The 25,286-nt window shown below is 45.1% G+C and carries 25 protein-coding genes; 14 read left to right on the forward strand and 11 right to left on the reverse strand.

Going from position 1 to position 25,286, the window contains the following annotated elements:
- Positions 1-44 precede the first annotated feature (44 nt).
- From HZB61_12965 to HZB61_12995, 7 genes are all read right to left on the reverse strand, one after another.
- Complete coding sequence (locus HZB61_12965) at positions 45-1,397, reverse strand: HlyD family efflux transporter periplasmic adaptor subunit (protein ID MBI5057517.1); 1,353 nt, start codon at positions 1,395-1,397, stop codon at positions 45-47.
- Positions 1,394-4,501 carry a peptidase domain-containing ABC transporter gene (locus HZB61_12970; GenBank protein MBI5057518.1) on the reverse strand — a complete coding sequence of 1,036 codons (3,108 nt, stop codon included), beginning with the start codon at positions 4,499-4,501 and terminating at the stop codon, positions 1,394-1,396. Before HZB61_12970 ends, HZB61_12965 begins: the two co-directional genes overlap by 4 nt.
- An 18-nt stretch (positions 4,502-4,519) precedes the next feature.
- Positions 4,520-6,004 carry a TolC family protein gene (locus HZB61_12975; protein MBI5057519.1) on the reverse strand — a complete coding sequence of 495 codons (1,485 nt, stop codon included), beginning with the start codon at positions 6,002-6,004 and terminating at the stop codon, positions 4,520-4,522.
- A 149-nt stretch (positions 6,005-6,153) separates the two neighbouring features.
- Positions 6,154-7,653 (reverse strand): radical SAM protein, encoded by a 1,500-nt coding sequence (locus HZB61_12980; protein MBI5057520.1) that lies wholly within the window; start codon positions 7,651-7,653, stop codon positions 6,154-6,156.
- Between the two features lie 51 nt (positions 7,654-7,704).
- Positions 7,705-7,875 (reverse strand): hypothetical protein, encoded by a 171-nt coding sequence (locus HZB61_12985; protein MBI5057521.1) that lies wholly within the window; start codon positions 7,873-7,875, stop codon positions 7,705-7,707.
- A 72-nt stretch (positions 7,876-7,947) separates the two neighbouring features.
- Positions 7,948-8,130, reverse strand: a complete 183-nt coding sequence (locus tag HZB61_12990; GenBank protein ID MBI5057522.1) for a hypothetical protein — start codon at positions 8,128-8,130, stop codon at positions 7,948-7,950.
- 288 nt (positions 8,131-8,418) lie between these two features.
- Entirely contained in the window at positions 8,419-10,149 is a 1,731-nt protein-coding gene (locus tag HZB61_12995) for a LysM peptidoglycan-binding domain-containing protein (GenBank protein MBI5057523.1), read from the reverse strand.
- A gap of 362 nt (positions 10,150-10,511) precedes the next feature.
- Between HZB61_12995 and HZB61_13000 the strand changes: the two genes are divergently transcribed.
- Entirely contained in the window at positions 10,512-11,231 is a 720-nt protein-coding gene (locus tag HZB61_13000) for a YwiC-like family protein (GenBank protein MBI5057524.1), read from the forward strand.
- 54 nt (positions 11,232-11,285) lie between these two features.
- Here HZB61_13000 and HZB61_13005 read toward each other — a convergent pair whose 3' ends face one another.
- The gene (locus tag HZB61_13005; GenBank protein ID MBI5057525.1) at positions 11,286-11,486 is read right to left on the reverse strand and encodes a cold-shock protein; all 201 of its coding nucleotides are present in this window, start codon (positions 11,484-11,486) and stop codon (positions 11,286-11,288) included.
- Between the two features lie 377 nt (positions 11,487-11,863).
- Between HZB61_13005 and HZB61_13010 the strand changes: the two genes are divergently transcribed.
- Positions 11,864-12,817: a hypothetical protein gene (locus tag HZB61_13010; GenBank protein ID MBI5057526.1), complete on the forward strand. Its 954-nt coding sequence runs from the start codon at positions 11,864-11,866 to the stop codon at positions 12,815-12,817.
- A 157-nt stretch (positions 12,818-12,974) separates the two neighbouring features.
- Positions 12,975-13,514 carry a DUF4337 domain-containing protein gene (locus tag HZB61_13015; GenBank protein ID MBI5057527.1) on the forward strand — a complete coding sequence of 180 codons (540 nt, stop codon included), beginning with the start codon at positions 12,975-12,977 and terminating at the stop codon, positions 13,512-13,514.
- On the opposite strand, the gene HZB61_13020 is transcribed toward HZB61_13015, so the two are convergent.
- The 3 genes from HZB61_13020 to HZB61_13030 form a co-directional block, all read right to left on the reverse strand.
- Positions 13,497-13,973, reverse strand: coding sequence for a hypothetical protein (locus HZB61_13020; protein ID MBI5057528.1), 477 nt, complete (start codon positions 13,971-13,973; stop codon positions 13,497-13,499). The two genes, HZB61_13015 and HZB61_13020, sit on opposite strands and share 18 nt — an antisense overlap.
- 295 nt (positions 13,974-14,268) lie before the next feature.
- A complete protein-coding gene (locus HZB61_13025) occupies positions 14,269-16,554 on the reverse strand; it encodes a hypothetical protein (GenBank protein ID MBI5057529.1) in 2,286 nt (761 codons plus the stop codon).
- A 131-nt stretch (positions 16,555-16,685) separates the two neighbouring features.
- Complete coding sequence (locus tag HZB61_13030) at positions 16,686-17,306, reverse strand: hypothetical protein (protein ID MBI5057530.1); 621 nt, start codon at positions 17,304-17,306, stop codon at positions 16,686-16,688.
- A gap of 261 nt (positions 17,307-17,567) precedes the next feature.
- On the opposite strand from HZB61_13030, the gene HZB61_13035 reads away from it, so the two are divergent.
- From HZB61_13035 to HZB61_13085, 11 genes are all read left to right on the forward strand, one after another.
- Entirely contained in the window at positions 17,568-17,909 is a 342-nt protein-coding gene (locus HZB61_13035) for a helix-turn-helix transcriptional regulator (GenBank protein MBI5057531.1), read from the forward strand.
- A complete protein-coding gene (locus tag HZB61_13040) occupies positions 17,909-18,139 on the forward strand; it encodes a DsrE family protein (GenBank protein MBI5057532.1) in 231 nt (76 codons plus the stop codon). Before HZB61_13035 ends, HZB61_13040 begins: the two co-directional genes overlap by 1 nt.
- 138 nt (positions 18,140-18,277) lie before the next feature.
- Entirely contained in the window at positions 18,278-18,628 is a 351-nt protein-coding gene (locus HZB61_13045; protein MBI5057533.1) for a DsrE family protein, read from the forward strand.
- 6 nt (positions 18,629-18,634) lie between these two features.
- Complete coding sequence (locus HZB61_13050) at positions 18,635-18,901, forward strand: hypothetical protein (GenBank protein MBI5057534.1); 267 nt, start codon at positions 18,635-18,637, stop codon at positions 18,899-18,901.
- A 26-nt stretch (positions 18,902-18,927) separates the two neighbouring features.
- Positions 18,928-20,139: an NAD(P)/FAD-dependent oxidoreductase gene (locus tag HZB61_13055; GenBank protein MBI5057535.1), complete on the forward strand. Its 1,212-nt coding sequence runs from the start codon at positions 18,928-18,930 to the stop codon at positions 20,137-20,139.
- An 85-nt stretch (positions 20,140-20,224) separates the two neighbouring features.
- On the forward strand, positions 20,225-20,998 hold the full coding sequence (locus tag HZB61_13060) for a sulfite exporter TauE/SafE family protein (GenBank protein ID MBI5057536.1): 774 nt from the start codon (positions 20,225-20,227) through the stop codon (positions 20,996-20,998).
- A 29-nt stretch (positions 20,999-21,027) separates the two neighbouring features.
- Entirely contained in the window at positions 21,028-21,450 is a 423-nt protein-coding gene (locus HZB61_13065) for a DsrE/DsrF/DrsH-like family protein (GenBank protein MBI5057537.1), read from the forward strand.
- Positions 21,451-21,558: 108 nt separating this feature from the next.
- A complete protein-coding gene (locus HZB61_13070; protein ID MBI5057538.1) occupies positions 21,559-21,885 on the forward strand; it encodes a winged helix-turn-helix transcriptional regulator in 327 nt (108 codons plus the stop codon).
- A 75-nt stretch (positions 21,886-21,960) separates the two neighbouring features.
- Entirely contained in the window at positions 21,961-24,312 is a 2,352-nt protein-coding gene (locus HZB61_13075; GenBank protein ID MBI5057539.1) for an MMPL family transporter, read from the forward strand.
- On the forward strand, positions 24,309-24,857 hold the full coding sequence (locus HZB61_13080; protein MBI5057540.1) for a rhodanese-like domain-containing protein: 549 nt from the start codon (positions 24,309-24,311) through the stop codon (positions 24,855-24,857). Before HZB61_13075 ends, HZB61_13080 begins: the two co-directional genes overlap by 4 nt.
- Positions 24,854-25,282 (forward strand): hypothetical protein, encoded by a 429-nt coding sequence (locus HZB61_13085; protein MBI5057541.1) that lies wholly within the window; start codon positions 24,854-24,856, stop codon positions 25,280-25,282. The genes HZB61_13080 and HZB61_13085 overlap by 4 nt, the downstream gene beginning before the upstream one ends.
- Positions 25,283-25,286 lie beyond the last annotated feature (4 nt).

The following is a 25,286-nucleotide window of genomic DNA, read 5'->3' on the forward strand; positions in this document are numbered from 1 at the left end:
TTGAACTGGTTTATCAAGTGAAAAGTCACGGGTTGCCCTTGCAATTATCTCTTAAGCTTCGCAACGAGGATTGAGAAAATGCTTTTCTCCTCCGTTACCAGTTCAGCCGTTGCTGTCATGCCTGCCTTAATAAAATATTTCGCCCCCCTGATCTCGTAGTACGGCTCCTTCAGCGAGCCGCGAACAGTGTAGACAAACCCGAGTGCGCCGCTTTCAACAGCGGACGGGGAAACAGAAACAACTTCGCCCCTCCGTGTTCCATAATCGGTATACGGGAAGGCGTCAAACTTATACTTGACGGGCATACCTTTTTTTATGAACCCGATGCCTTTGTTTGCCACAGTGATGTCCATGTACAGAGGGCTGTCAGCGGGGACAAGGGTGCAAAGCAGGTCAGCGTCTCTTACATATTCCCCTGTGTTCTTGAAGTAAAGCTCGGACACTGTGCCGGCCTGTCCGGCGCGGATGATATTCCCGTACCCTTTTTCTCCGGATGAAGATGACCCCGCGCCATCCTTGATTGACAGCATATCAGTGTTTCTCTCCTGCTCATTCTGAAGGGACCGGAGTGTCGTCTCCCGCTCGATACGGAGGTTCTTCAGCTCCTTTTCAAGCATCCTCTTTTTGTTCAGATGGTCCGTACGTGATTTTTCGATGTCCTTCTCAAGGAGCTGTTTCTCCGTTATTGCGATCTCATGCTGGGCAGTGAGTTTTTCAACCTCCCCGCGTGAACGCTCAAGCCTGCTCTTTATGCTGTTATAATCTCCGATGGATGTAAGGGACTTGTCAAAAAGTCTTTTTGTGTTTTCAAATTCCTTCGCAAAGCTTGCAATTTCATTTTTCATAAATGCAAGGTCTGTTGCATTGGCCTTTAATGCCGCGCTGTTCTGGTCGAGTTTGAGTTTCTTCATGTTCAGCTCACCGGTAAAATCGCTGTCCGCCTGCTCCAGCGCATCATGCAGGGAGGATATCTTTGTGTCGTAATACTCTTTTTTCAGGGGGATTATCTGGTCCAGCTCTTCCACTTTTGACGTGTACGCCAAAGTCTCCTTGGAACGGATGACAAAGAGGGGGGCGTTTTTTTCAACGGTCTGCCCCTCAACGATCAATATCCTGTCAATGTACCCGTTGCGGTCTGAAAGCAGCTTGATCTTGTTTGATCCGGGCTGCGCAACCGCCTTGCTTTCAACAACTACATCGATCTTCGCCACTAAAGAATAGATGAGCGCGACAACCAGCAGGGCTATAAGCAGATAGAGCAGCCCTCTCGCAAAAATGGCGGGCATCCTCTGCAGGTGCTCTGTCACGAGGACATTTTCCGACGGGGAACCCTCAGGGGCCATTTCAATAATTTCAGTAATGTTTTTTTCTTCGGGACCTTTTTCTTCCATCTTCATATGTTTAACTGCTGGTAATTCAGGTAATGATACAGACCCTGTTTTTCCATCAGCTCCTCATGCGTTCCGCTCTCGACGACCTCCCCGTTATCAAGCACCACGATCCTGTCGGCGTGCCTGACGGTGCTGAGCCTGTGCGCGATAATAAGCGCTGTCCTGTCCTTCAATATTGCGTCCAGATTTTGTTGTATCGCCTTCTCGGACTCCGTATCGAGCGAACTTGTGGCCTCGTCAAAAACAAGGATTTTCGGTTTGCTGTAAAGCACGCGCGCTATAGCGATCCGCTGCTTTTGCCCGCCGGAGAGCTGCAGGCCGCTCTCTCCCACCTTGGTTTCATAGCCCATTGCAAGGTTTGAAATAAAATCATGCGCGTTTGCCAGCTTTGCGCCCTCTATGACCTTGTCCATGGTCTCGCCCTGGTCGTGCATGGAGATATTCTCACGGATCGTGCCGTTGAATATGAAATTTTCCTGCAGGACAAACCCGACCATCTTGCGCAGGTTCGACAGGTTGATATTTTTAATATCGAATCCGTCCACCAGTATCTTGCCTTCCGAGGCATCATAAAAACGCGCAAGCAGTTTTACGAGCGTCGTCTTTCCTGAGCCGCTCCTGCCGACGATCGCCACTGTCTGGCCCGGTTCAATTTTTAAACTGATATTTGAAAGAATATACGCGTCGTCATCGCCGCCGTAGCGGAAAAAGACATTCTCAAACGCTATGCCCCCGCGCGGCTCATGGATGACAACACCAGAAGCGTCATCCATGGACTCAGGGAATTCCGGTTTTGCGGTCAATACATCATTGAGCCTGTCGATGGAGACGAGCGTCTGCTGGATCTCGTCCCATGAGGTTATCATTCTGTTGACGGGAGTAATTACGCTCCCCGTAAGCGCCATAAAGGCCATAAGCTCGCCGACGGTTATGGAGCCGTCCATGACCTTGTGGGCGCCGTACCAGAGGATGACCGTCGAACTGAGCGTCCCTAAAAAATCCCCGATGGAGTTGAAATAAAGCGCTGTATTATAGAGTTTGAAATCAATATTGAGGGCCTTGATAAACTTGTCCTCCCATTTCCAGCGCACGGGATATTCAATATTCATTGCCTTTACGGTGTCAATCGCATTGATCGATTCTATCAGGTGTGACTCCGACTCGCTCCGCGCCGCGAAGGAGTCGATGTTCAGCCGTTTCAGCACAGGGGTAAAGACAAGCGTCATCACGATAAAGACCGGGATGAACAAAAGCACCAGCCCTGTCATCTGCATGTTGTAGTAGAACATGAGCGAGAGGTATACGATTATCAGTATAGAGTCGAGCACCAGCGTCAGGGCGGTATCGGTGAGAAATTTCCGTATCTTCATGTTCTCGCCAAAGCGGGTGATAAAGTCCCCGATCTTGCGGACCTTATAATATCCGAGAGGGAGCGCCAGCATATGCTTATAGAAGTACACCAGCATCCTCAGGTCGATCTTCATGCTCGTGTGCACAATCAGATACTGGCGGACGATCATGGTCAGGATGCGGAACACCAGAACAATAAGCATCCCGGTGAGCATGATGTTCAGCATGGACACATTCTGGTGCATCAGTACCTTGTCAATCACATTCTGGGTGAATATCGGGGTGGCAAGGCCGAAGATATTGAGGAGAAGCGAGGCCAGGAATATTTCGATAAGGATAGCTTTGTACGGGGTGACGAACTGAATAAAATTCCGGTAAGACGTCTTTTCTTCCTTCTGTTTTTCAAATTCCGGGGTCAGGTCGAGCGTGAGCGTTATGCCGTTCCAGCTCTTTTCAAAATATTCCCGTGAATATTTCCTCAGTCCCAATGCAGGGTCGGCAACCCATACGGACTTTTCATTCGCCTTATAAACGACAACATAATGAAATCCCTGCCAGTGCACAATGCACGGCAGGCGCACGGAGCTCAGCCCGGCATAATCAAGCTTCAGCCCCCTTGCAAGAAACCCGACCTGTTCCGCTGCTGCGGCAAGGCCCGCAAGCGAAGACCCGCTCAGGTCCACATGCGCAAGCTCCCTGAGCTTCGCGGAAGAAAAGTTCTTCCCGTAATATTTTGCTATCATCATGATGCAGGTGGTCCCGCAGGTCATTTCATCATACTGGTAGATGAAGGGAAACCGTATGTTGCGGCGATAAAAAGAGGTCAGCTTTTTCGCGTGTTTCTTTTTCTCATCAGCGGCAGCGGGTCCTTCCTGAGGCGCCCCGGGGCCGACCTTCGTCTTCCTGAAAGACGCCAGTTCCTGCTTTATGATCTCCTCATACGGCACAGGAGGTTTATCGGTAAGGTAAGACTGTATGCGGTCCTCAATGATCTTTTTCAGTTTGGGAGAATTGCGCATTATGGATTGAAAGGCATCTTTTGAAAGCGAAAACAGGTGACAGTCGGTGAGACAGACAACATCCGCAAAACGTTTTGAGGTCTCAATAAGGGCCTTTTCGCCGAAGAAATCACCTTCCCTCAGGAAGTTTATTACCTCCTGCCTGTTGTCCTCCCAGCGCAGCACTTTTACCTTGCCGCTCTCGATGAGATAAAATTTGTCGCCCTCGGAGCCCTGCCTGAATACCACATCTCCCTCTCTGAAGTGTTCGGCAGTGAAGCTCCGTACCAGCTCCTGCAGTTCTTTGGGAGATACGGACGAGAGCTCTGTGCATGATTTAAGGAAACGGTGGATGGAGGCCGCCCTGATAAATTTATCGAAATATTCCCTCAGCTCCGGCCTTGAAAAAAGATAGGCATTGAAATCCTTCTTGCTGATCACAAGCAGCACACTGTCTTCAGAAGCGCGGGCCGATGCGTTCCTGCGGCTGTCGGTGATCAGGGCTGTTTCACCGAAGTGGTCTCCCCTGGTCCTTACTCCAAGATTTACCTCCTGCCCGTCGGCCGCCTTCTGGACTATCCTTACCTTGCCGCTGTAAACAATATAATAATTGTCTCCGGGGTCGTCCTGGCTGAAAACCACCTCGCCGGTCTGCACCTGCTTCAGGTGGACAACAGCCACCAGTCCCGACAGGTCCTCGTCGCTGTAGACCGAAAAGAGGGGCAGCTTCCTTATGAAATTCTGGATCTCTTTACTTTCCATTTTCTCTGTTCCGGGTTCCTATTGTAACTTATTTACAAGCTGTTCTATTTCTCTTGTATAAAGATGATATGTCCCGATAAGAAGCATATAGTCCACCAGCGTCCTCACCATATCGATCTGCGCTGAGATGTATGTTGTCTGATAATCGAGCGTGTTCAGGGCGGTGCTCTTTTCCCCAATGAGCCTTTCGATCTCGTTGTCAAGATTGTTTTTGGAAATCCCGACAATTTCCCGGTCCAGTCCCATTTTCATCTTCACTGTCTGAAAATCATCGAAGAGCTCATCAACGGTATTTTCAATGACGCCCTTACGGTTCATTATCTGGATCCTCGCCTGCTCCATCCTGCTCTCAGTCGTTAAGACATCGCTTCTTGCCGCCCTGTTGATGACAGGGAACAGCAGGGTCCCGGTTATCAGCGCCCTGTAGTTTGAGGACGATATGTTGCCAATCGAATCCCGTCTGTTATTAAGATCATTGCCGTCGTAGCCTGCTTCCAGAGAAACACTAAGGTCAGGCTTCAGGCCGCTCACCGCCTTCAAGCGGTCCTTTTCCAGTTTTTTCAGGTCATTATTAAACTGGATCAGGTCGATATCAGCATCCTCTATCTTCGTTCTTGACTCAACAATGGAAGGCTCTGTAAACCCGCTTATTACGGTTTCCGGCATGGTTGCGGGCACGACCTCCGAAACAGCTGCCCGTTTAGGTTCCTCATATATGGCGAGCATGAGCCTGTCCTGCTGTTTTGTCTTCGCGCTTGCCAGATCGAGCAACTGCTTGTCCTGGCTGAGGAGAGCCGCCTTCAAAGTGTTGAGCTCTGTTATCGGCAGCTTCTGGGCCTTCACTTTTTCATCAACCATTTTATAGATCTCTTCAGTGTTTTTTCTTATTTCAACGGAAAGCCTTAGTTCTTCAGAAACGCTGTAGAGAAGAAAATATTCCCTGAATACATTAAAAAGTATATTCGCCTTAGTGTCCTCATAAGCCTCATTCGCAGTGTCTCTGTCTATGACGGCTTTATTGATCTCCAGATTTGTGATCTCGCGACCGAAGCCTTTCAGCACAGGCTGACTGTAGTTTAAGAAGACACTTGATGTGTATTCGCTTACGTCAGGCCCGTTAATAAATGAATTTGCGTCTCTTGCCGTGGAAAAATTGACCGAGGCCGTGCCCCCGATCATATTGGCTTGGGAGAGTGAAACAAGGAGCTCATCGGTTTTAGCGCCGCTGTGGCCGTTGAGGTTGTTGTCAGTGTTGTTTTGGCTGTACGAATAGGAGGACTGGACCTCCGGGATAAAAATAGACCTCTTTAAAGCAACGGTATAATCGGATATGTCTTTGTTCAGTCTGGAATATTGCAGCGATTTGTTTTCTTTCAATGCAGCGGAGAGAGCGTCTTCTAATGACAAGTGGAGAACCCCCGGGGTGTCGGCTGAAAAAGCTGTGGTTACGGTCGCTGTGCAAAGCATGAAAGTCAAGGCAAGACATTCCAATAACTTTATCATTCGTAATGTTTAACCTGCATCGGGCTTTTTACTTTCCTCATCGGCCGGCATAACTCAACGTTTAAATACTATAAATTCTGCCTCTGACAAAAGTCAAAAAGCCAGTGGATTTATGGAGGCAAAAAGTCACTCCTGCTGAACGATATGGTTTAACGCGCCTGGGAAGACCCTATTGTTCTTACGGTTGAAAGAAGGCTGAAAGGGTTGTCGTACGCCGCTTCAGGTTCGTTTTCCCATATATAAACAAACCGTCTCAACGCCGAGGCAATTAATTTCTTTTCAACAGCGCACTTCTCTCTCTTTCTTTCAATGCTGATATCTCCTTTAGAGAGAACGCTTATGAAACATTGCGAACATAACCGGTAGGCCCAGCAGTTCCGGCACATATCTTCACATTGACCGACATATATTTCAAGAAGCCTTTCAGCCTTTTTAATGTCAAAGCCCTTTTTATAATTACCGATGTCATAAGCAGGCGCATGAAATTTCTCGCACGGATAGAACATGCCCGAAGAGGAAACAAACAGCCTTGCGATGCCGGGTACGCAGGTCCTGTTCGGATGACATTCAACAGCCGCGGGACTGATATCTCTTTTTGCAAACAGATAGGTTTTGAGGAATATGTTACTGAAAAATGCATGGTTGAACTGATTTTTATTATGATACGACTCTATATACATTTCCACGAGTCTGTCTAATCTGTCTGAATGCTTTTTTGCCGCTGCATCTGAGACCTTATAAAAGTCGGTGTCAAGATCATAAATGCCGTTAATTGTCACTGAAACATTGGCGAATAATTTACTGCTGAAATATCTGAATATCGTCAGGATATTATCATTCAGGTTTAATGTGCAATTCACTGAGACTTTCTTGTTGAAGTAATCAGGGTCAATCCTTTTTATCTTTTTCAGATTATTTATGACCTTGAAATGCGTGCCATTGCCATTGCCGAATATCCTCGCGGAATCATGAATGGCCCTGGGGCCGTCAATACTTGTTTGAATCTCAACGTCGTTTGCGATCACAAACCTGATCATCTCATCATTAAGCATCGTCAGGTTGGAAATAATTCTTATGGTCGGTTTTGTTTCACTCTTTTTGTTTATATAATCTATGGCCTTTCTGACCAGCCCCCATTTCAGTAAAGGCTCTCCTCCATAAAATGAGAGGTGCCCCCCCCTCTTCCGGTCAACGTTGTCAAGGTAACAGTCGATGCTCCTTTTTGCAACCGGCCAAGTCATGGATCTGTTATTATGGAGACGCTGCCCTTCATACTTGCCGGAAAAAGAACAGTAGGCGCACCGCTGGTTACATTGCTCCGTAACGTTAAGCATGAGCTGTCTCATGCCGTTTGAGAAGTTTTTACGGATATTTTTTTTCTTGAGGACTGCGGAATAATCTACCTTGAGAAATGGCTGCAACAAACCATTTTTTTGCGCTTTCCTGATAAAACCGACAGCCGCACGGAATTCATCAATGGACATCTGCGGGCTGTATTTTTTTTTCAACTCACTGACATTTTCGCAAGTAACATAATCATCGAGTATCCGGTAAACAGGTTCTTCAACGCTTACAACGGCATTTGAGAAAGTGTCGTAGAGGTAATAGTTCCCGGAAGATCGTATCTTAAAATAACCGATGTTTTTCATATGGAATAAAAACAGGCAGGGACAACGAGTGTCCCTGCCTATATGAGATAATTATAATTCTATCTGTTTGCCAGTTTCAGTTTTTACTGTACCCATACAGTTCCCCCCGCAATCGTCTGCTCTCCTGCTCCTTAATCCGCCCTTAATTTTTTTCATATCATCTTTAGATACCTTTTTCCCTGTAATGTCCCCGATCCTTACTTTTGATTTTTTCTTTTCCATTATACATCCCTCCTTTATTTTGATTGTATAGTCAAGGCACGGACTGCGAGTGTCCCTGTCTGTATGTGATAATTATAATTCTATCTGTTTGCCGGTTGCAGTTGATACCGACCCCATACAGTTCCCTCCGCAATCGTCTGCTCCCCTCATCGTTGGTCTGCGCGCAAGTCCGCCCTTGATCTTCTTCATGTCATCTTTAGATACCTTTTTCCCCGTAATGTCCCCGATCTTTACCTTTGAGCTTTTCTTTTTCATGGATACATTCCTCCTATATTGGATGGTTATATTCAGCGCAAGGCGCTGATCTCTTTTTTGTGATTTCTGACAGATGGCCAATGTTCCTTCAAACCGGTAAATATATTGTCTGTGTTAATCGATTTAATTAGCATGAATTATTTTTACAATTTTGTACTTATTAAGTAAAGTGAAAATTACCATTCTTTGAAAAAAATATACACAATTAAATAAAAGCTTCTATGACGTCCTAAAAAAAAGGACAGCCGAAACGGCTGTCCTTTTTTTTATTGTCAACTGAATGAATGCCTAATCTGTAACTTTCAAAACCTGTCCTTCGCTCAGAAGGGGCGAAGTCAGCCTGTTAAGCTTTTTGAGACGGGTTGAATCCGTATTGAATTTTCTGGCGATCATTGTCAGGGTCTCGCCTCTTTTCGCGCGATATTTACCGTTAGGCAGGAGGTCTTCTTCAAATGAAAGCATGTCGCTGCCCTTGCCGCCTCTGAGAGGCACTTTTAATTTTTGCCCGACCTGAAGCCTGCTTCTCCTGCTTATCTTGTTTGCCTTTACTATTGTGTTGACATTCGTGCGGTATTTAGCGGCGATACGCGCCAGGGTGTCTCCTCTTCTTACTACGTGATATATGTACTCATTATATTCATTCTTTGGCAGTGACGACGTCGGTATAGTATCAAGCTTTGCCAGTAATGTATTGCCGATACCGACCGGGACATTAAGCGGATATTTAGTTGGCGGCGTCATCTGCCTGCGGAGTTCGGGATTCAAAGCTATCAGTTCCTCGGAAGGAATGCCCATTGACTCCGCCATTGTCTTTAACTGGACCGGTTTTTCAACGGTAACACTTTCATAAGCAGGCGGGCTGTCCGGCGCTTCAAATGTAAAACCGTACCTTACAGGGTCCTTCATGATATGCAGCGTTGCCAGGAACCTCGGCACATACCGCGCTGTTTCGCGGGGAAGCCTCGCGTAGAGGTCCCAGAAGTTGTCGAGATAGTTGATCTTCTGGTTCCTGATAACCCTTAAAACATTTCCTTCCCCGCAGTTGTATGCTGCAAGTACTGTTGTCCAGTCGCCGAACATCTGGTGCAGTTCTTTCAGATAAGCGATTGCGGCAGAGGTAGATTTTACAGGATTCAGCCTTTCGTCAATCCATGTGTCCCTTTTCAGGCCGAACTTGTAGCCTGTGGAAGGTATGAACTGCCAGAGACCGAGCGCGCGCGCCGGGGACAATGCATTTACCTTAAACCAGCTTTCGATATGGGGCAGCCACGACAGCTCTTCAGGCAAACCGGCCTCTTTCAGAGACCTTACCATTGCCTCCCTGTACCTGCCTGAACGTTTCACGGACTCTGTAAAAAAGTCACGTTCGGGGCCTTGAAAGGACTTGATCTCCCTTTCCACATACTCATTCATTGTCAGAGGGATTTCCTTGTGGTTGCCGTTGACCGTCCTGAACCTTGATGTATAAATCTCGAGGACCCTTTTGGAGATCATAAACCGCAGGTCTTCTTTTTGCCGGATAAACTCGGGATGGCTTTCTGTGTCCACCTTCAGAACAAGATTGTAGGCTTCATCAAGGGCGTCAATGGCCCTTTCGAGGTTGCCTTCAGCCCAGAGGTCCTGAGAAGTATTGCAGTAATCCAGCGCAGTTTCAAGAATGTCCTCATTGTCAATATTACTGCCGTTTTCAGCCTCCGCGGGATTATCGATGTCCGGATCGTCTTGAGAATCAACAGGCTTGTCCTTATCATTTTCAACTGATGAGACCAGGGCCGCTTCCTGAACACTCATACTTATCTCTTTAACTTTCTCTGCTTTAGTCTCCGGGCTATTGTCCTTGTTAATGAGGTCTGAAAATTCAGCCTCGCTTTTTTTCTCATGAGTGACCTTTGATTCACGATGTGATACTTCCGGCAGATTGATCTTTTGCTTTTTTACAACCGGTGTAGTAGATATAGTACAACCTAAGGTCAAACACACGATCAGGAAAACGAAATTTCTATAAAATGTAATATGCATCAACAACCTCCTCTCCGTAAAACCATTAAATGCCCCAAATGAAAACACTACCCCTTTTAAAATTAGAATACTATATCAGATTTCTTCCTCATTCCACAAACAAAAAATAATATATATTAAAGCAAGATTAATACCAGTAAAGTTAACACCCTCAGCTTTTTAAAATGGTTATACTTAACATAGTTACGAAGTTCAATGTCTTCTTGTCAGTTACTACTTGATTCAATTTTTTGACTATTGTATGTATAAGTATACAGTTCACCGGCATAGCTAACGAAGGTGATGAGGTGAAAAATTGCGGCCGGGGAATGATATGACTTATCTCATTGTTTGAGGCCGTTTATATTTTTTATCATTAAAACATGAAAGTTCCAATTGTCAAAGAATGGGGTTCATGGGCGGTGTTTTTCTCATCCGTTCTCGCCGGACTTATCTCAGGCCTGCTGACAAGGCCATGGTTGACAGGGAGGGAATCCGGCAGCAAAACCGCACTTACTGTTCTGGGACTGACACTTCTGATAAACTCAAAAAATCCTCTTACCTCGGCATTGAGGGCAAAAGAAAAAAGAGAGCACATTATGTGGTTTTCATTTTTCGCACTTACGGGGTTTGCATCACTGGTCCCCTTTTTGATCGAAGGGCTAAGGACATTCTTGATCTTCTCATTGCTGATAGCAAGCTACGCGGTCCTTCTGTCTCGCGGGAAGGAACATCACATAGTTACCGAATTGAACGGATTTGCACTGCTGACCATTGCCGCGCCGGTCGTTTATTTTGCAATGACCGGGGAGATGTCATGGAAACTGTATCTCGCTGTCACAATGTTCTTTGCGGCAGGTGTTTTCAAGGTGCGGGTAAGGACCAGGAAGACGCTTTTTTTCAGGCGGCTGATGATACTTTATTGCGCTGCCGCAGTTAGCGTATTTTATCTTTTGGATTTCTCTACTCTTCTGCTTTTGCCTCTCATTGAAAATATAGCGACCGCTGTCTGGCTGAGGGAGGAAAAACTCAGGACCACAGGCAATATAGAATTGACCAAGGCAATTATTTTTATCGTTCTTATGGGGTTTTTCTGGCGTTGATCAGATGGTAAAAAAAGACCCTCCCTGCATGACAGGAAGGGCCCTTTCAGTGAATTACAGTTTAACTACATTGACTGCCTTTTGGCCCTTAGGTCCGTTTTCAGTATTAAAGCTGACTGAGTCACCTTCGGCAAGGGACTTGAAGCCATCGCCGTCGATCGAAGAATAATGGACAAATACATCCGCGCCATCTTCACTTGAGATAAAGCCATAGCCTTTTGCTTCATTGAACCACTTTACTGTTCCTTTTGCCATTTTTTCCCTCCTTACTTTTGGACTAAAGCTTCAGAGCACATCTCCATTAACAAAAAAGACCACAAAGCAAAAGTCTTTGTGGTCCTTACTTCGTTACTTACAAAAACTTCTGAAACTCCGGGAGAAATTATGGCATCTCCCAAAAAAATTGTCAATGAATTTTTAGGTTGTTGTGATAGCAAAGGGATAATGACCCCCAATAATTGCAAAGGTAAAATGTCCCCATCAAGGAGGAGAAGCTTATGGAGGGTCTGGGTCAAACCTCTATTAGATATTTAAAAGCCGATAATTGTCACTTCTTTATATCACAACTATCCGGTTCTAACATTAAACTTGCAGCTATTTAAATTCTTCCATGGAAAGTACGATAATAGGATATGCTTTCCAAAAGATTCATATTGTCTATTCTGCTGATAATTTCTATTTGTCTCTCCCCTGTCGCCAGCAAGACAACTGCAGAAAAAAACCAGTTGGACGTATCCGGGTTTGTTAATAAGGATGTTACATTCAAAACCAACCTTCACTTTACCGGCAAATACTGTGACGAATGCCATGAGAAGATACCCGGAAAAGATAAAGCTGCTCATTTAAAGTTCGGCGGAGATTTCACTCAGTTGTGCAGATGCCATGGTTATACACCGGCCACCTACATACATCCTGTGGAAATAGAGCCGTCCAAAGAAAAAAAGGCAAGGATTCCGAAGGACTTCCCTCTTAAAAACGGGAAGATTACCTGTACCACCTGTCACGATATTTACAAACAGTGTCAGGAAAACCCGGAGTTTGTTCAGACCGGTGAGTGGGAGCGGAGATATTACAGGCTGCAGATGCTGTTTCTCCGGGGAGATGTAAAAAAGAGGACGGATATATGTTTTAAGTGTCACGAAGAACAAAAATACCAGAAACTCAATCCTCATATGCAAAGGGATGAAAAAGGCAAGATCATTCCCGAGATATGCCTTTACTGCCATGTGGAAAAACCGGATGAAAAAACCGCCGACTACAAGGACGTCAAGCTTATCGGCGATTTAAAGATGATCTGCCAGAGATGCCACGGCGATATGATCAGGCATCCAGGAGGGATCGACCACTACCGGGTACCCTCGACCAAAATGTACATAAGAATGCAGATGCTGGAAGACAAGTTCGAAACAGTGCTTCCGCTTGACGAAGAAGGAAAGCTTACCTGCATTACCTGCCATAACCCGCACGAGAAGGGGGTCATCCCTAAAGGGCGGCGCGGCGCAAAGGGAGCAAGCGAAAACTACAGGCATCGTCTGCCTAAAATTCTCTGCCAGGCGTGTCACGGAAAGCTGGAAGATTTGTATTAATATCTCCGCTGAATTTGAAGCCGGAACCAAACAGCAATATGTTAAAATAATCCCCGTTCAGGAAACTTTCTTCAGCAAATGGATCAAAAGCTGGATATTGTGTCCCGCCTGTTATTGATTTTGCACAAATTAAAACAAAATATATTTGGAGGATTAAATGGCCGAAGAGAAAAAAGAACCCTGGCTGAATTACCTTGCCTTGACAACTATTATATTTGCGGTGTGCGCAACTTTGTCCACTTTCAAAGGCGCGGGATATTCCACCCGCTCGGTGCTGGCCCAGTCCCAAGCATCAAACCAGTGGGCCTACTACCAGTCCAAAAGCATTAAAAGCTATATTTATGAGATACAAAAAGAAAAGCTCGAACTTGAACTCATTGAAAAAAGATCTCAGCTCCCTTCACCAATAATCGAAGATTATGAGAAAAAGATTGATGCCTATTCCAAAAAAATAAAAAAATATGAAGAGGAGAAGGCGACAATTGAAAAAGAAGCGAGAGATGACGAATTTATTAGGGATGGTGCGCAAATACATTCCCAGATGTTCGGGATGGCGGTGATATTCCTGCAGATAGCAATACTGCTTTCATCAGTCGCCGCGCTGTTAAAGAAGAAGCCGGTCTGGCTGCTCGGTCTTTTATGCGGGGTGGCAGGCGTGTTTTATTTCGCCAATGGCTTTTTACTCTTTATGAAATGACGTGGACAAGCTGTTATCTTTCACTTTTTGCTGCTGTGCAAATCCGGGGAAACACACCTGGTGATCAAAATCATTTCGCCATCTCCAAAAAAGAAAATAGCTCCAGGTATGGGCGCCGTTGCTGAAACTATCAAGGACTATGTGATGCCCGAATCCGATAAGCACTCCTGTAATCCACAGGTCCCAGCCGGTCAGCCATGAAAATATAAATAAAAAGAATACCCATTCCCATCCGTGCAATATTAACCTTGCTTTCTGTAATTTACCAGCATAACAAACTCTGAAAAATTTCTTTACTTTAAAAGGCCGGCCATATTCAATTAAGTAGTCAATGATATGGTCTAAATCGATGAATATACCAGACATCAGGCAGGCAAAAGCCAGTTCCCAGGACCTGGTAACTGAATAAAGCCCCCCTGAAATAACTGCTGAGAATGCCGTATGCTCTTCAAGCTTCATGGTTAGTTATGCAAGATAAAAATAAACTTCCGCAGTACCGTTACTATACCACACATGCACTGATAAATCAGCCATGTAAGCTCCGATAGTTTTATCGGCTTAATAAGTTTTAACTTTAATTGAATTTAATATTATATTGAGGAAGCAGAGTGGTTGGAAAAATTATAAGCAATCATAGGGTTGTGACTGTTTAAAAAGATATACTTTCAATCTGCGGTCCTGTCGAACTCACATAATAAAAAAAGGGAAGCATGCAACATGCTCCCCTTTTTAAAATTTAAGTGTTATTTACTTTTCAATCATCTCTATCATCGTTGCAATCTTTTTTGTCATGCCTGTCGTCTCTATCACGCTCTTCCTTATCCTCTCTCTTTCTATCTTCATTGTCCTTATCGTGAGGAACACGGATTTTCACCTTAGCTGTACTGATGTTGCCTGAACAATCTGTTGCTGTTATGGTTACGGTATAAATCCTGCCTTTACCGCGGCCTGAACGCTCAGCACGCAGTTGCAAGGAAATCATTCCTGTAGCCTGGTCTATTACCGGCTGAGTCCAGTCAGGTCCCATGTCTCCGCTGCCTAAACCATATTCAGGTTCATTGCTCTTAACGTTTGCGTTTAGTGTAACAGGACACCCGCTGTTGTCGGATGCGTTTGCTGCAATAGCAATATTAACCATTTGATGGTTTGGCGGCCAGAGGATATATTTATTTGCAACAGGTTTAATTGTCGGAGCCGTGGAATCAATTATCTGAACTGTAACGCTTTTTGTCTCCGGTAAATTATATACATCAGACACCTGAAGGCTGATTGTATGAATACCGAGGCTCAGGTTTGATACCACACAATCAGGAAGCATGGCAGTTCCTCCCACCGGCTGAATATCTCCGGAACATAATACAGTTGTTCCATCTGTCCATTCATAATGCAAAGGGTCGTTATCTAAATCAGATACATCAGCCGTCAATACTACAGGTGTGTTAATTTGATAAACACCTGATCCGTTCGGGGCTGCATGAGGTGCGGAGTTGCTTAATGTCAATACCATGTTGTTTGATGATGTTGCCTGCCCGTCATTCGCTTCAAGGGTCAGGTTATGTGACCCGAAGCTTAATGAAAGAGAGCCTAAAGTCAGAGGGCATTGAACACTACTGCCTGACACAACAGTAATGGGAACGCCAGTAGTCCAATCCTGTAAGACAGTTACACCTTCCATCCAGCGGCATGAAAGCACATCGCCATCGAAATCTTTGGCAGTGCCTTCAATCGTGGTTGCGGCAACAAGGTCGCTTGTAATAATGATGTTTTCTCCGGCATTGGCAATCGGCGGTGTGTTGGTTATTGTCAACATCATATCATCCGATGAGGTCGCCAGGCCGTCGCTCGCTGCAAGTGTCAGCGTATGTGGTCCTACGGCAAGTGAAAGGGTGCTTATATTCAGAGGGCAATCAACGCCTGTTACGGTGGGAATGCCAGGGGTCGAACCCTGAGGGACCCCGTCCACTGTCCAGAGGCATAAGAGCGCACTGCCATCAAAATCTGTTGCAGAGCCCGTTATTGTGTACGTCGCTGCTTGTTCAGTCGTTATAATATCATCGGGTCCGGCATTAGCACGAGGAGCAGTGTTGTTTATTGTCAACGTCATACTATCTAATGATGTTACCTCCCCGTCGTATGCTTCAAGTGTCAGGTAATATGTTCCTATAGGAAGTGCGAGAGCGCTTATATTCAGAGGGCATGCACCATCTAACCCGACAGAGGTCAAACCCAGTAATTCACGTAAAACATTTCCTGTTTCATTTGTCTCTGTCCAGCGGCATTTGAGTGTAGAAGCGCCATCCGCATCAGTTACAGTCCCATTAATCGTAGTACCGACAACTTGATCGGTTGTAATAATTTTATCCTGACCGGCATTGGCAACTGGAGGAGTATTCAGTGACTGAAGGCCATCAATTAAACCATATGAAATTGCGCCGGAGCTGTTTGTTGTAAAATTCCCTGATGAAGGGACAAATAATTGCATCTTCAATCCGCTTACGTTTGTAGAACCCATATAAGCTGACAATTCGTCTATATACCTTGAGGGATGTAAACCATCAGCATTCGTACCCAAGGTTACATTCAGCAAATTGAGAGTGGCTGGGTTATTGGCAGTCAAATTTTGATTCATCCAGACAAAATTCGTACCTTGTTGCGTAAATACACTGTCAGCTAACACAGAAGTAAAATAAACATAACCATCCGATGAAACGATTGAAAAAGTGACATCATTAGGATTTGCAGGATCACCATTGAAACTATAATCTCCGGTTCTGGCGGCTCCGGAAAGAACCACTCTCGCACCAAAAATAGTTTCAATGCCGGCAACATTCGCTTTCCAAACATCGAGGTTATTATAGTCCATTTCCTTTACAGTCGCGTTAAGAGTCAATGAGCCAGTGCCGATTCCGGCAGTAGCCTGATAAGTACCGCCAAAACGTACCCACGGAAGTAAAGTAACTGCATGACTATACTCCGCAAAAATCATCAGAGATAAAACAGCTATTAATGCTACCAATAATCTTCGGTTATAACTTCCCATTTTTAGTTCCTCCTTTGTCTTTTGTGTATTTAATGAAATTAAAACAATATCTATTTGATGCTCATTCTTATCAATGAAGCAATAATTGTCCTTAAAAAAATAACTTCTTTCGGTTAATAAATTAAGAAAGGCTATGAAATCTTTTTACTGCGATATCTTCTAAAGGCCAATGTTGCGCCACCGGCAACAAATAGTATTGAGCTTACTGGTTCGGGTGCAGCTACCTGGGCAGAAACAGAACCCGAAGAATCAGATGTAAATGTTTCTATTCCTCCGCCTATTGGCGTAAAACTTATTGCAATATTGCCGCGACCCATGCCATTTGCAAGTAATTCATCTATATACCGTGAAGAACCGCCATCAAGACGCTGAATATCATAAAGATTGCCCCAACTCAATTGAGAATTTGAAACAACAAAATTGGAAACGTTTGCAGTCAGGAATCCGCCAATCGTAAAAGTTGTGGGACCAAAAATCAGGTTATTCGAGGCGCTGTTCATAAGTGTACCAAATGACAACGTAGCCCCTATGATAGGGTCATCACCAAAAAAACCATAAGAATCATCAGTATAATGTATCATGTCCGAGGCAACATCTATGAAAGTAAGTTCTTTTGTACCGGCATTATAAGAATAATTACCTGTAGTAAAAAATAAATAAGGATCCATTACAGCCGAAGCATTGGCTGCAAACAGAATAATACTCGCCAATAAGACAAGCAATATTGAATTATGCTTTAGGAATTTTTTCATCTTGTACCTCCCAGAATATATTTTTATGTGTTCTATTCGTACAGAATTGTTCTTTTTCAGAAATGCTTATATTACTATTAGGCCTTAATGTGTTATCAATGTCAAGCTTTTTTTATGTCTCTTTATAGTTCCTATAAAAATTCCAAATTTGCGTTATTGTGCAAATAGTTGAGCATATTTCAAGAACAGGGTAATTGGCATGCATTTCCAGATTGACAATAATCAGTTGACAAATATATTCACATATTCTAATATTTGAATATGAATGAATCGACATCACGTATAGAGCTTCTAAAGGTTGTTTCCCATCCCGCCAGAATAGCAATATTGGATGAATTGTCGAAGGGCGTAAAGTGTGTGAGTGATTTCCAGGAATTCCTTGAGATAAGCCAGCCAAATATATCACAACATCTTTCTGCCCTCAGGCTTGCCGGGATAATTGATTTTTTTATTGACGGCAGACTCAGGTGCTATTTTTTGAAAAATCCTTTCATCCTCGATTTGCTAAAAATTCTTAATAAAGAATACGCCGGAGAATTGCCGGGTCCCGAATGCTGCCCTGTTACCAAGAAAGGCACATACCCCGGTGAAAGGAGAAGATAGTGGCAAAGAAACTAACCCTGTTTTTAAATACCTCGCCATACTCTTTCGAAAATACTTACACGGCCATGAAGCTTGCTGAAGCTGCCCTTGCCAAAGGGTTGGAAACGCATGTGGTTGCATCAGCAGACGGCGTGTACAATTTCCTCAAAGGACAAAAAGGCAGGGGACTCCCTCACGCTGCAGACGGATTCAAATCATTGATCGACAAAGGGCTGAAGGTTGACCTCTGAGGCGGCTGTGTAAATTTCCGCTGTATCGCGGAAGAAAACTACATCGAAGGTCCTCAAAAAGGCGCGTTGAAGGGACTTTTCACTTTGATGAAACAGTCTGACATATTCATTAATCTCGGTCTTTAAGGAGCAAACGCTATGGATAATCTTTTGGTAATTTTACGCAAACCGCCCTATGGTGTCATCAATGCCGCGGAGGCAGTAAGACATGCGGGAGGCGCTTCGGGTTTTGATTATAAGGCGACTCTCTACTTGATAGACAGCGGGGTTTATACTGCGAGGAAAAACCAGGACACCGGCAGCACCGGCTTTACAGGGCTTGGCGAAAGCCTTGAACTGCTTTCAGGCGAAATGGAAATTTATGCGGATAGGAATTCACTGAAAGAATACAACCTAAACGAAGACGACCTCGTTGATGGCGTGAAGATCGACGACGGAGAAATTTTAAAGCAGGCTATAAAAGACGCACAATCAGTGATGATATTTTAGGAGGCAATGATGCTTTTTCTGATCTCAAGCGCGCCGGAAACAAAAGAATTCAAGACCGCATTCAACCTTGCAAAAGATATGAGCGCCGATATCTGTCTTTTGCAAAATGCCGTCTACGCTTCAAGAAATTTAAATGACAGCTCCTTATATGTTCTCCTTGACGAGCTGAAACTCAGGGGAATTAATGAAAATGAAATATCCGGCAAGCCGATAGACTACGGCAGGCTGATAGATTTAATGAATGAGACTGACAAGGTAGTGGGAATTTTTTAGAAACAATCATTATCAGGGAGGGTAGGATGAAGGCACATCATCAAATCTTAATTGTTGGAGGCGGCAACGCAGGCATTTCTGTGGCCGCGCAGCTTCTGCGTCAAGATTCAAAACTTGATATAGCCATCGTAGAACCATCCGAAAAACATTATTATCAACCGGGATGGACTCTTGTGGGCGGAGGTGTTTTTGACATTAACAGCACAGTGCGGAATGAAGCCGATTATATCCCTGCAAATGTAACGTGGATCAAAGACAACGCGGACAAGTTTGAGCCGGAAAGCAACACGCTGATAACCGGGTCAGGCGGACGGATAACTTATGATTACATGGTCGTCTGCTGCGGCGCCCAGCTTAAGTGGGACGCGGTAAAAGGCTTGCGCGAGTCTTTAGGCAAAAACGGCGTCTGCTCGATTTACAGCTTTAATACCGCCCCTTATACTTACGAGTGCATCAAGAATTTCAAAGGCGGCAAGGTGGTATTTACACAGCCCGGCGGATTCAACAAATGCGGCGGCGCGCCGCAGAAAATAATGTATCTCGCTGCGGACAATTTCAGAAAAAGAGGCATATTGGATAAAGCCGATATATCTTTTTTCACAGGGAAACCAGGGCTTCTGCGGGTCAAGGCAATTAACGAACTCCTTCTAAAAGTAGTCGAGCGGTACGGCATCAAAGTTACCTATCAGGCAACGTTGAAAGAAGTCAGAGGTGAGGCAAAAGAAGCTGTCTTTGAGGTCGTTAAGGGTGACAGTAAAGAGCAGGTGACCGCGCAGTACGATATGCTCCATGTATCTCCTCTGGCTGCAGCCCCTGACTTTATCAAAAACAGCCCCCTCGCAGTCAAAGATGATCCGTTCGGCTGGATTGATATTGACAAAGTCACCATGCAGCACAACAGGCATAAAAACATTTTCAGTCTGGGTGATGTTTCAAACGCAGGCGACACAAAGACAGGAGCGGCAGTGCACAAGCAGGCCCCTGTTGTGGTGAAAAATCTGCTCTCTGCCATTGAGCGAACGTCCCTTACCGATCTACCGGCCAAATATAACGGCTATACATCCTGCCCGCTTATCACGGGATACGGCAAACTGGTGCTGGCGGAATTTGACCATGACAACAAATTTCTGCCAACTTTCCCTTTGGAGCCGGCCAAAGAACGATACAGCATGTGGTTGTTGATCAAATACTTAATGCCGTGGTTCTACTGGAACAGAATTCTGAAGGGGAAATCGTAATAAAAAGTAACGAGTGACGCGAAAACTGAAAAAGATCATTGCGTAATTTACTCGTTACTAATTTATTGATATGGACATCCATTTTCTGACGACTCTCATCTTTCTCGGTCTCGGTGGAGGTTTTCTCTCCGGCCTCCTCGGTCTCGGGGGAGCAATATTCATGATACCGTTACTTCTCTACGTCCCTCCGCTTTTGGGAGTCGGGCAGCTCGATATGAAGCAGGTGGCGGCAATAAGCATGGTGCAGGTCCTCTTCGCATCTCTGACGGGACTTATTGTCCATAATAAAAACCGTTTTGTCAGCAAGTCGCTTCTTTTGTACATGGGAATATGTAATGCCATCGGCAACCTCGCAGGGTCCCTGTTCTCCAAGTACACAAAGAGCGCATTCCTGCTGGCGATATTTGCTACGATGGCTGTAATCGCATCAATAGTCATGTTCATCCCGAAACGCGAACAGGGTGAAAACATCTCTCCCGATGAGGTCCGATATAACAAACCGCTGGCGATGCTCGTGAGCCTTTTGATAGGCACTTTCGGAGGAATGGTCGGCGCTCCCGGCGCATTCATTTATATCCCGGGGATGATCTACCTGCTGAATATTCCTACACGCATCGTTATCGGCAGCACACTGGGCATTGTTTTCATGGGCGCGATCATGGGCACCATCGGCAAGATGGTAACTGGACAAATCATTTGGCCGTATGCATTTGCCCTTGTTATCGGCACAATACCCGGGGCAAAGGTTGGCGGAAACGTCAGCAAGAAAGTCAGTACAAAATATCTGCGCCTTGCCATCGCAGTAATAATTGCAATCACAGGGATCAGGATGTGGTACCAGGTAGTGACGGGAAATTAATTTCTTCTAAACAATAAGGATGGAAGAAAATGGAAAAGATTACTAAAAATGTTTCTGTAATGTGTTTCCATGATGAACTGTGTCAGGTCTACAATGCGCTCATGACAGCATACAGTCTCTTGAAAGAGGGGGCCAAGGTCACAATCTTTTTTGGGTCGCGCGGTGTCAACGCCCTTCATAAGGACAAGGTGACCAAGCTTGTTTGTTTGCCGGACCAGCCAAAAGAGGAGAGCGATGCCGTTATGAAGAAGATGGAGGATATGAACCTTCCTACGGCTGAGGATCTGCTTTTCATGCTCTACAAGGAAGGAGCGAGGTTGCTGGCCTGTCCCTTGAACGTCCCTCTTTTTGGCATGACTAAAAAGGACTTTGTTGATGGCGTAGAGGTAGCTGACCCTGCAACTTATTATAAAGAAGTAGTTATAAAGGCAGATATGAATTTGACGTTCTGATTGAAAAAAAGTATGCTTTATCCACAGATAACACAGATTGACGCAGCTTTCTTTTTCCATCTGTGTTATCTGTGAAATCTGCGGATGAGATTTTGTGGTTAAATAGCCATGAGCAAGAAACTTTTTGAGATACATGCCGATATATGCAAGACTCTGGGAAACGCCAAGAGGATAGAGATCCTTAGCGTCCTTGAGAACAAGGAGCTGAGTGTCGGTGAGATTGCCGACAGGCTCGGCATATCAACTTCAAATGTCTCACAACATCTTGCGGTCATGAAACAAAAAGGCATCCTTACATCAAGGAGAGACAAAAACAATATCTTCTATAGGGTCTCAAATGAAAAAGTAATCACCGCGTGCGGTCTGATGAGGGAAGTGCTGCTCGATAAATTTCAGGAAGGACATAAGATGGTCAGGAGGCTTGCGAAAAAGTAATATTTTTTTATCTGGCACTTGCAGACTTTAGAATATTCTTAACTTCTAATATATTTCTTTGGGAGGAGATAGAAAATGCGTAAGTTTTCACTTGTTGAATTCTCGGTAAATCACCCAAAACTGGTGGTGCTGCTGACAATACTCGTTACCCTCATCTCTATGACCCAGTTCACGAAGATCAGGACCGATACCAACCCCAAGCACATGCTGCCCGAGACCTCCGAAGTCAGGATATGGAATGACGAAGTGGATAAAACCTTCAGTCTCTATGAGGACATGATAGTTGTCGGGATAGTGAATGACAAGGGCATTCTCAACCAGGGAACGCTTTCAAAGATAATCCGTATTACAGATGAAATCCTGACTATTAAAGGCGTGGCGGCGAGAGACGTAAACAGCTTCCCCACCATTACTAATGTATCGGCGGAGGAAAGCGCCTTGAAGGTGGCGCCGCTTATGACCGAAGTTCCGAAAGATGACACAGAGATGCAGAGTCTCCGGAAAATGCTCTTTGAAAATCCGCTTTTTATAAACCGCATTATCTCAAAAGACGGGAAGACCACGGCAATCTACATTCCTCTCGAAAAAGGAGCAAACGGCAAAGAGATAGCGGACAAGATAAGAGAGATAGTGAGTAAAGAAAAGGCCGATGAGAAATATTATATTGCAGGCGACCCTGTAGCAAGGGACACCTTCGGAGTGGAGATGTTCAAGCTCATGGCAGTCTTCGCGCCTATAGCAGGGATGATCATGCTTATTGTCCGGTATCTTATGTTCAGGGACATTTTCCTGTCTATCACCCTGATGATGGACGCTATGGTGAGCATTGTCTGGAGTATGGGTCTTTTATTGGCTTTTGGATTTCCTGTTCATATCATGACCTCGATGGCCCCCGTATTTTTGATGGCGATTGCTACGGACAGCATACATATCTTCAACGAATTTTACTTCCGCTGCAAAGAGAAAACAGACAAGAAGACTGCGATAATCGAGACGATGCATGCAGTGAGCCGTCCCGTGCGTTATACCGCGCTTGCGACTGCGGTGGGATTCGGTGTGCTTTTATTCATGCACATAATCCCGGTCAAGGTTTTTGGAGGAATGGTCGCATTCGGCACGGTTGCCCTGAGAATTCTAAGCTTCAGCTTCATACCCGCGATGTTTACCTTTGTGAAAGAGGAACATATAGAGAAGGCGTCCAGGTCTGAAGATGCTGAATCGGGCAGGACGTCACAGTTCCTGAAGAAGCTTGCCGGCTTCGGAGCGCACAAGCCAAAAACTACCGTCTTTGTCGGCCTGATATTTTTTGTGCTGGCAATCATAGGTTTAACAAAAACAGTTGTTAACAATAATATGGTCGAGTGGTTCAAGAAAGACAGCGAAGTACGTGTTGCCGATACGGTCATGAATCAGGCACTCGGCGGCACATCCCTTGGTTATGTTGTGGCTATTTCAGAAAAAGAAGATTTCATAAAGACACCTGAGGCCATGCGGTATATAGAGGGACTTCAGAGGCACCTTGAGAAACTTCCCGTAGTCGGGAAGACGTCTTCGGTTGTTGATTACGTGAAAAGGATAAACCGCGTACTCCATAACGATGATCCCAAATATGATGTTGTGCCTGAAACAAAAGACACGATAGGTCAATATTTATTTTTGTTCTCAATGTCGGCAAAACCCACTGATCTGGACAATGTCGTTGACTATCCTTTTCAAAAGGCGAATATATGGGTGCAGCTTAAGACTTGGGATGCGCAGGCAATGAGGGATGTGATAAAGGCGGTGGATGAATACAAGATATCCAAACCGGTACAGATGGAACTCAAACCCGCAGGCATTGCCTGGTTCAATCTTATCTGGAACGATGAAGTGCTTTCGGACATGATAAAGGGTTTTATAATTGCGCTGATAGCGGTCTTTGTCATCCTCGTCTTTAACTTCCACTCCGTGAAATGGGCGATAGTGGGCTACACGCCGCTGCTTTTTACAATCCTGCTCATCTATGGGGTAGTGGGATTTATCGGCAAAGACTTTGATATGCCAATAGCCGTGCTTTCGTGCCTGTCGCTCGGCATGGCAGTGGACTTTGCGATCCATTTCATCAGCAGGTTTAAGCAGAGGATGGCAGAAACTACAGAAGTTAAGAAGATAGGAAGTTTAGGCTCATCTTCTCAGCCGTTGAACTCGTCACTTGTCACTGACGCTTTATTATGGACTGCCGCACGCCCCGGCAAAGGAATAATGCGCAATGCGGTGCTTTTTGCATCGGCGTTTTCAGTGATGCTCTTTGCGCCGTTAACACCGTACATCACTGTGGGCGCGTTCATTGTCAGCATGATGCTTCTCAGCGCAGTAATGACAATAATCTTTCTGCCGGCGCTGATAACGCTGTTGCAGGGATGGCTGTTTAAAGGAGGAACAAAATGATAAATTTCAAGATTCAAGATTCAAATTTCAAAATTATAGCTGTCCTTACCCTTTGCTCTATGCTCTTTGCCCTTTGCTTATCTCTGCCTGCAATTGCAGAGGATGACCTGGCAAAGAAGATGTCCGGTGTGCTCATGAAAGCTCCTGAGGACGGCGGCTGGCAGGTGACTTCGGATGAAGTTTACATGTGGATTAAGACCGGAAAGACGGATTTCATGATTTTGGATGTGAGACCCGGTGTTGATGAGTTCAATGAAGGACATATCCCGGCAGCAGTGCATATGCCGTATTACACGGTCCTGAATCCGGAGAATCTGTCAAGACTTCCGAAGGACAAAAAGCTCGTGCTCGCGTGCGCCACAGGCCAGCTTGAGAATCTTCCGGTAGTGGGCTTGAGGATGCTGGGATATGATGCGTATACACTGCTATTCGGCTATGCCTCATGGATCAAAGGCTATGCCGGAGGAGAGGCGATGACTGGAACAATCAACAAGGCGGCTGCCAAAAATTATCCGATTGAACAAACAGGAGGTAGTGCAAAGTGAAAACAAAAACAATTAAAAAGCTTCTAATTCTGATTCTCTCATTTTCTTTTATTCTGCCGGTGATGGTCTCAATAGTTTCAGCCGCAGAAAAAGGCACGGAAGAAGAGTTAAAAGAACGGATAGCGATAACGAACAAGAAACGTGTCACCCCAAAGGAGATAAAAAGGTTTACAGATCAGGTCAAAGCCTATTTCTTTGAAACGGTGCCTGACGACGTTATCGAAAGCGCGATGAAAGAACTCACCCCCGGGGAGGCGCTTGCTGCAATAGTCATCACAAACCTTTCCAAAAAGCCCGGCAAGGACATCATGAAAATGAAAAAAGACGGAAAAAGCTGGACGGATATCGTCAATACTTCCGGTTTGAAGATGAAAGACGTGGTGAAAGAGGTCAAGGAATTCCAGAAGACATCAGGCTGCGCATAAGGAG

The organism is Nitrospirota bacterium, from assembly GCA_016214845.1.
Classification (GTDB): domain Bacteria; phylum Nitrospirota; class Thermodesulfovibrionia; order UBA6902; family UBA6902; genus SURF-23.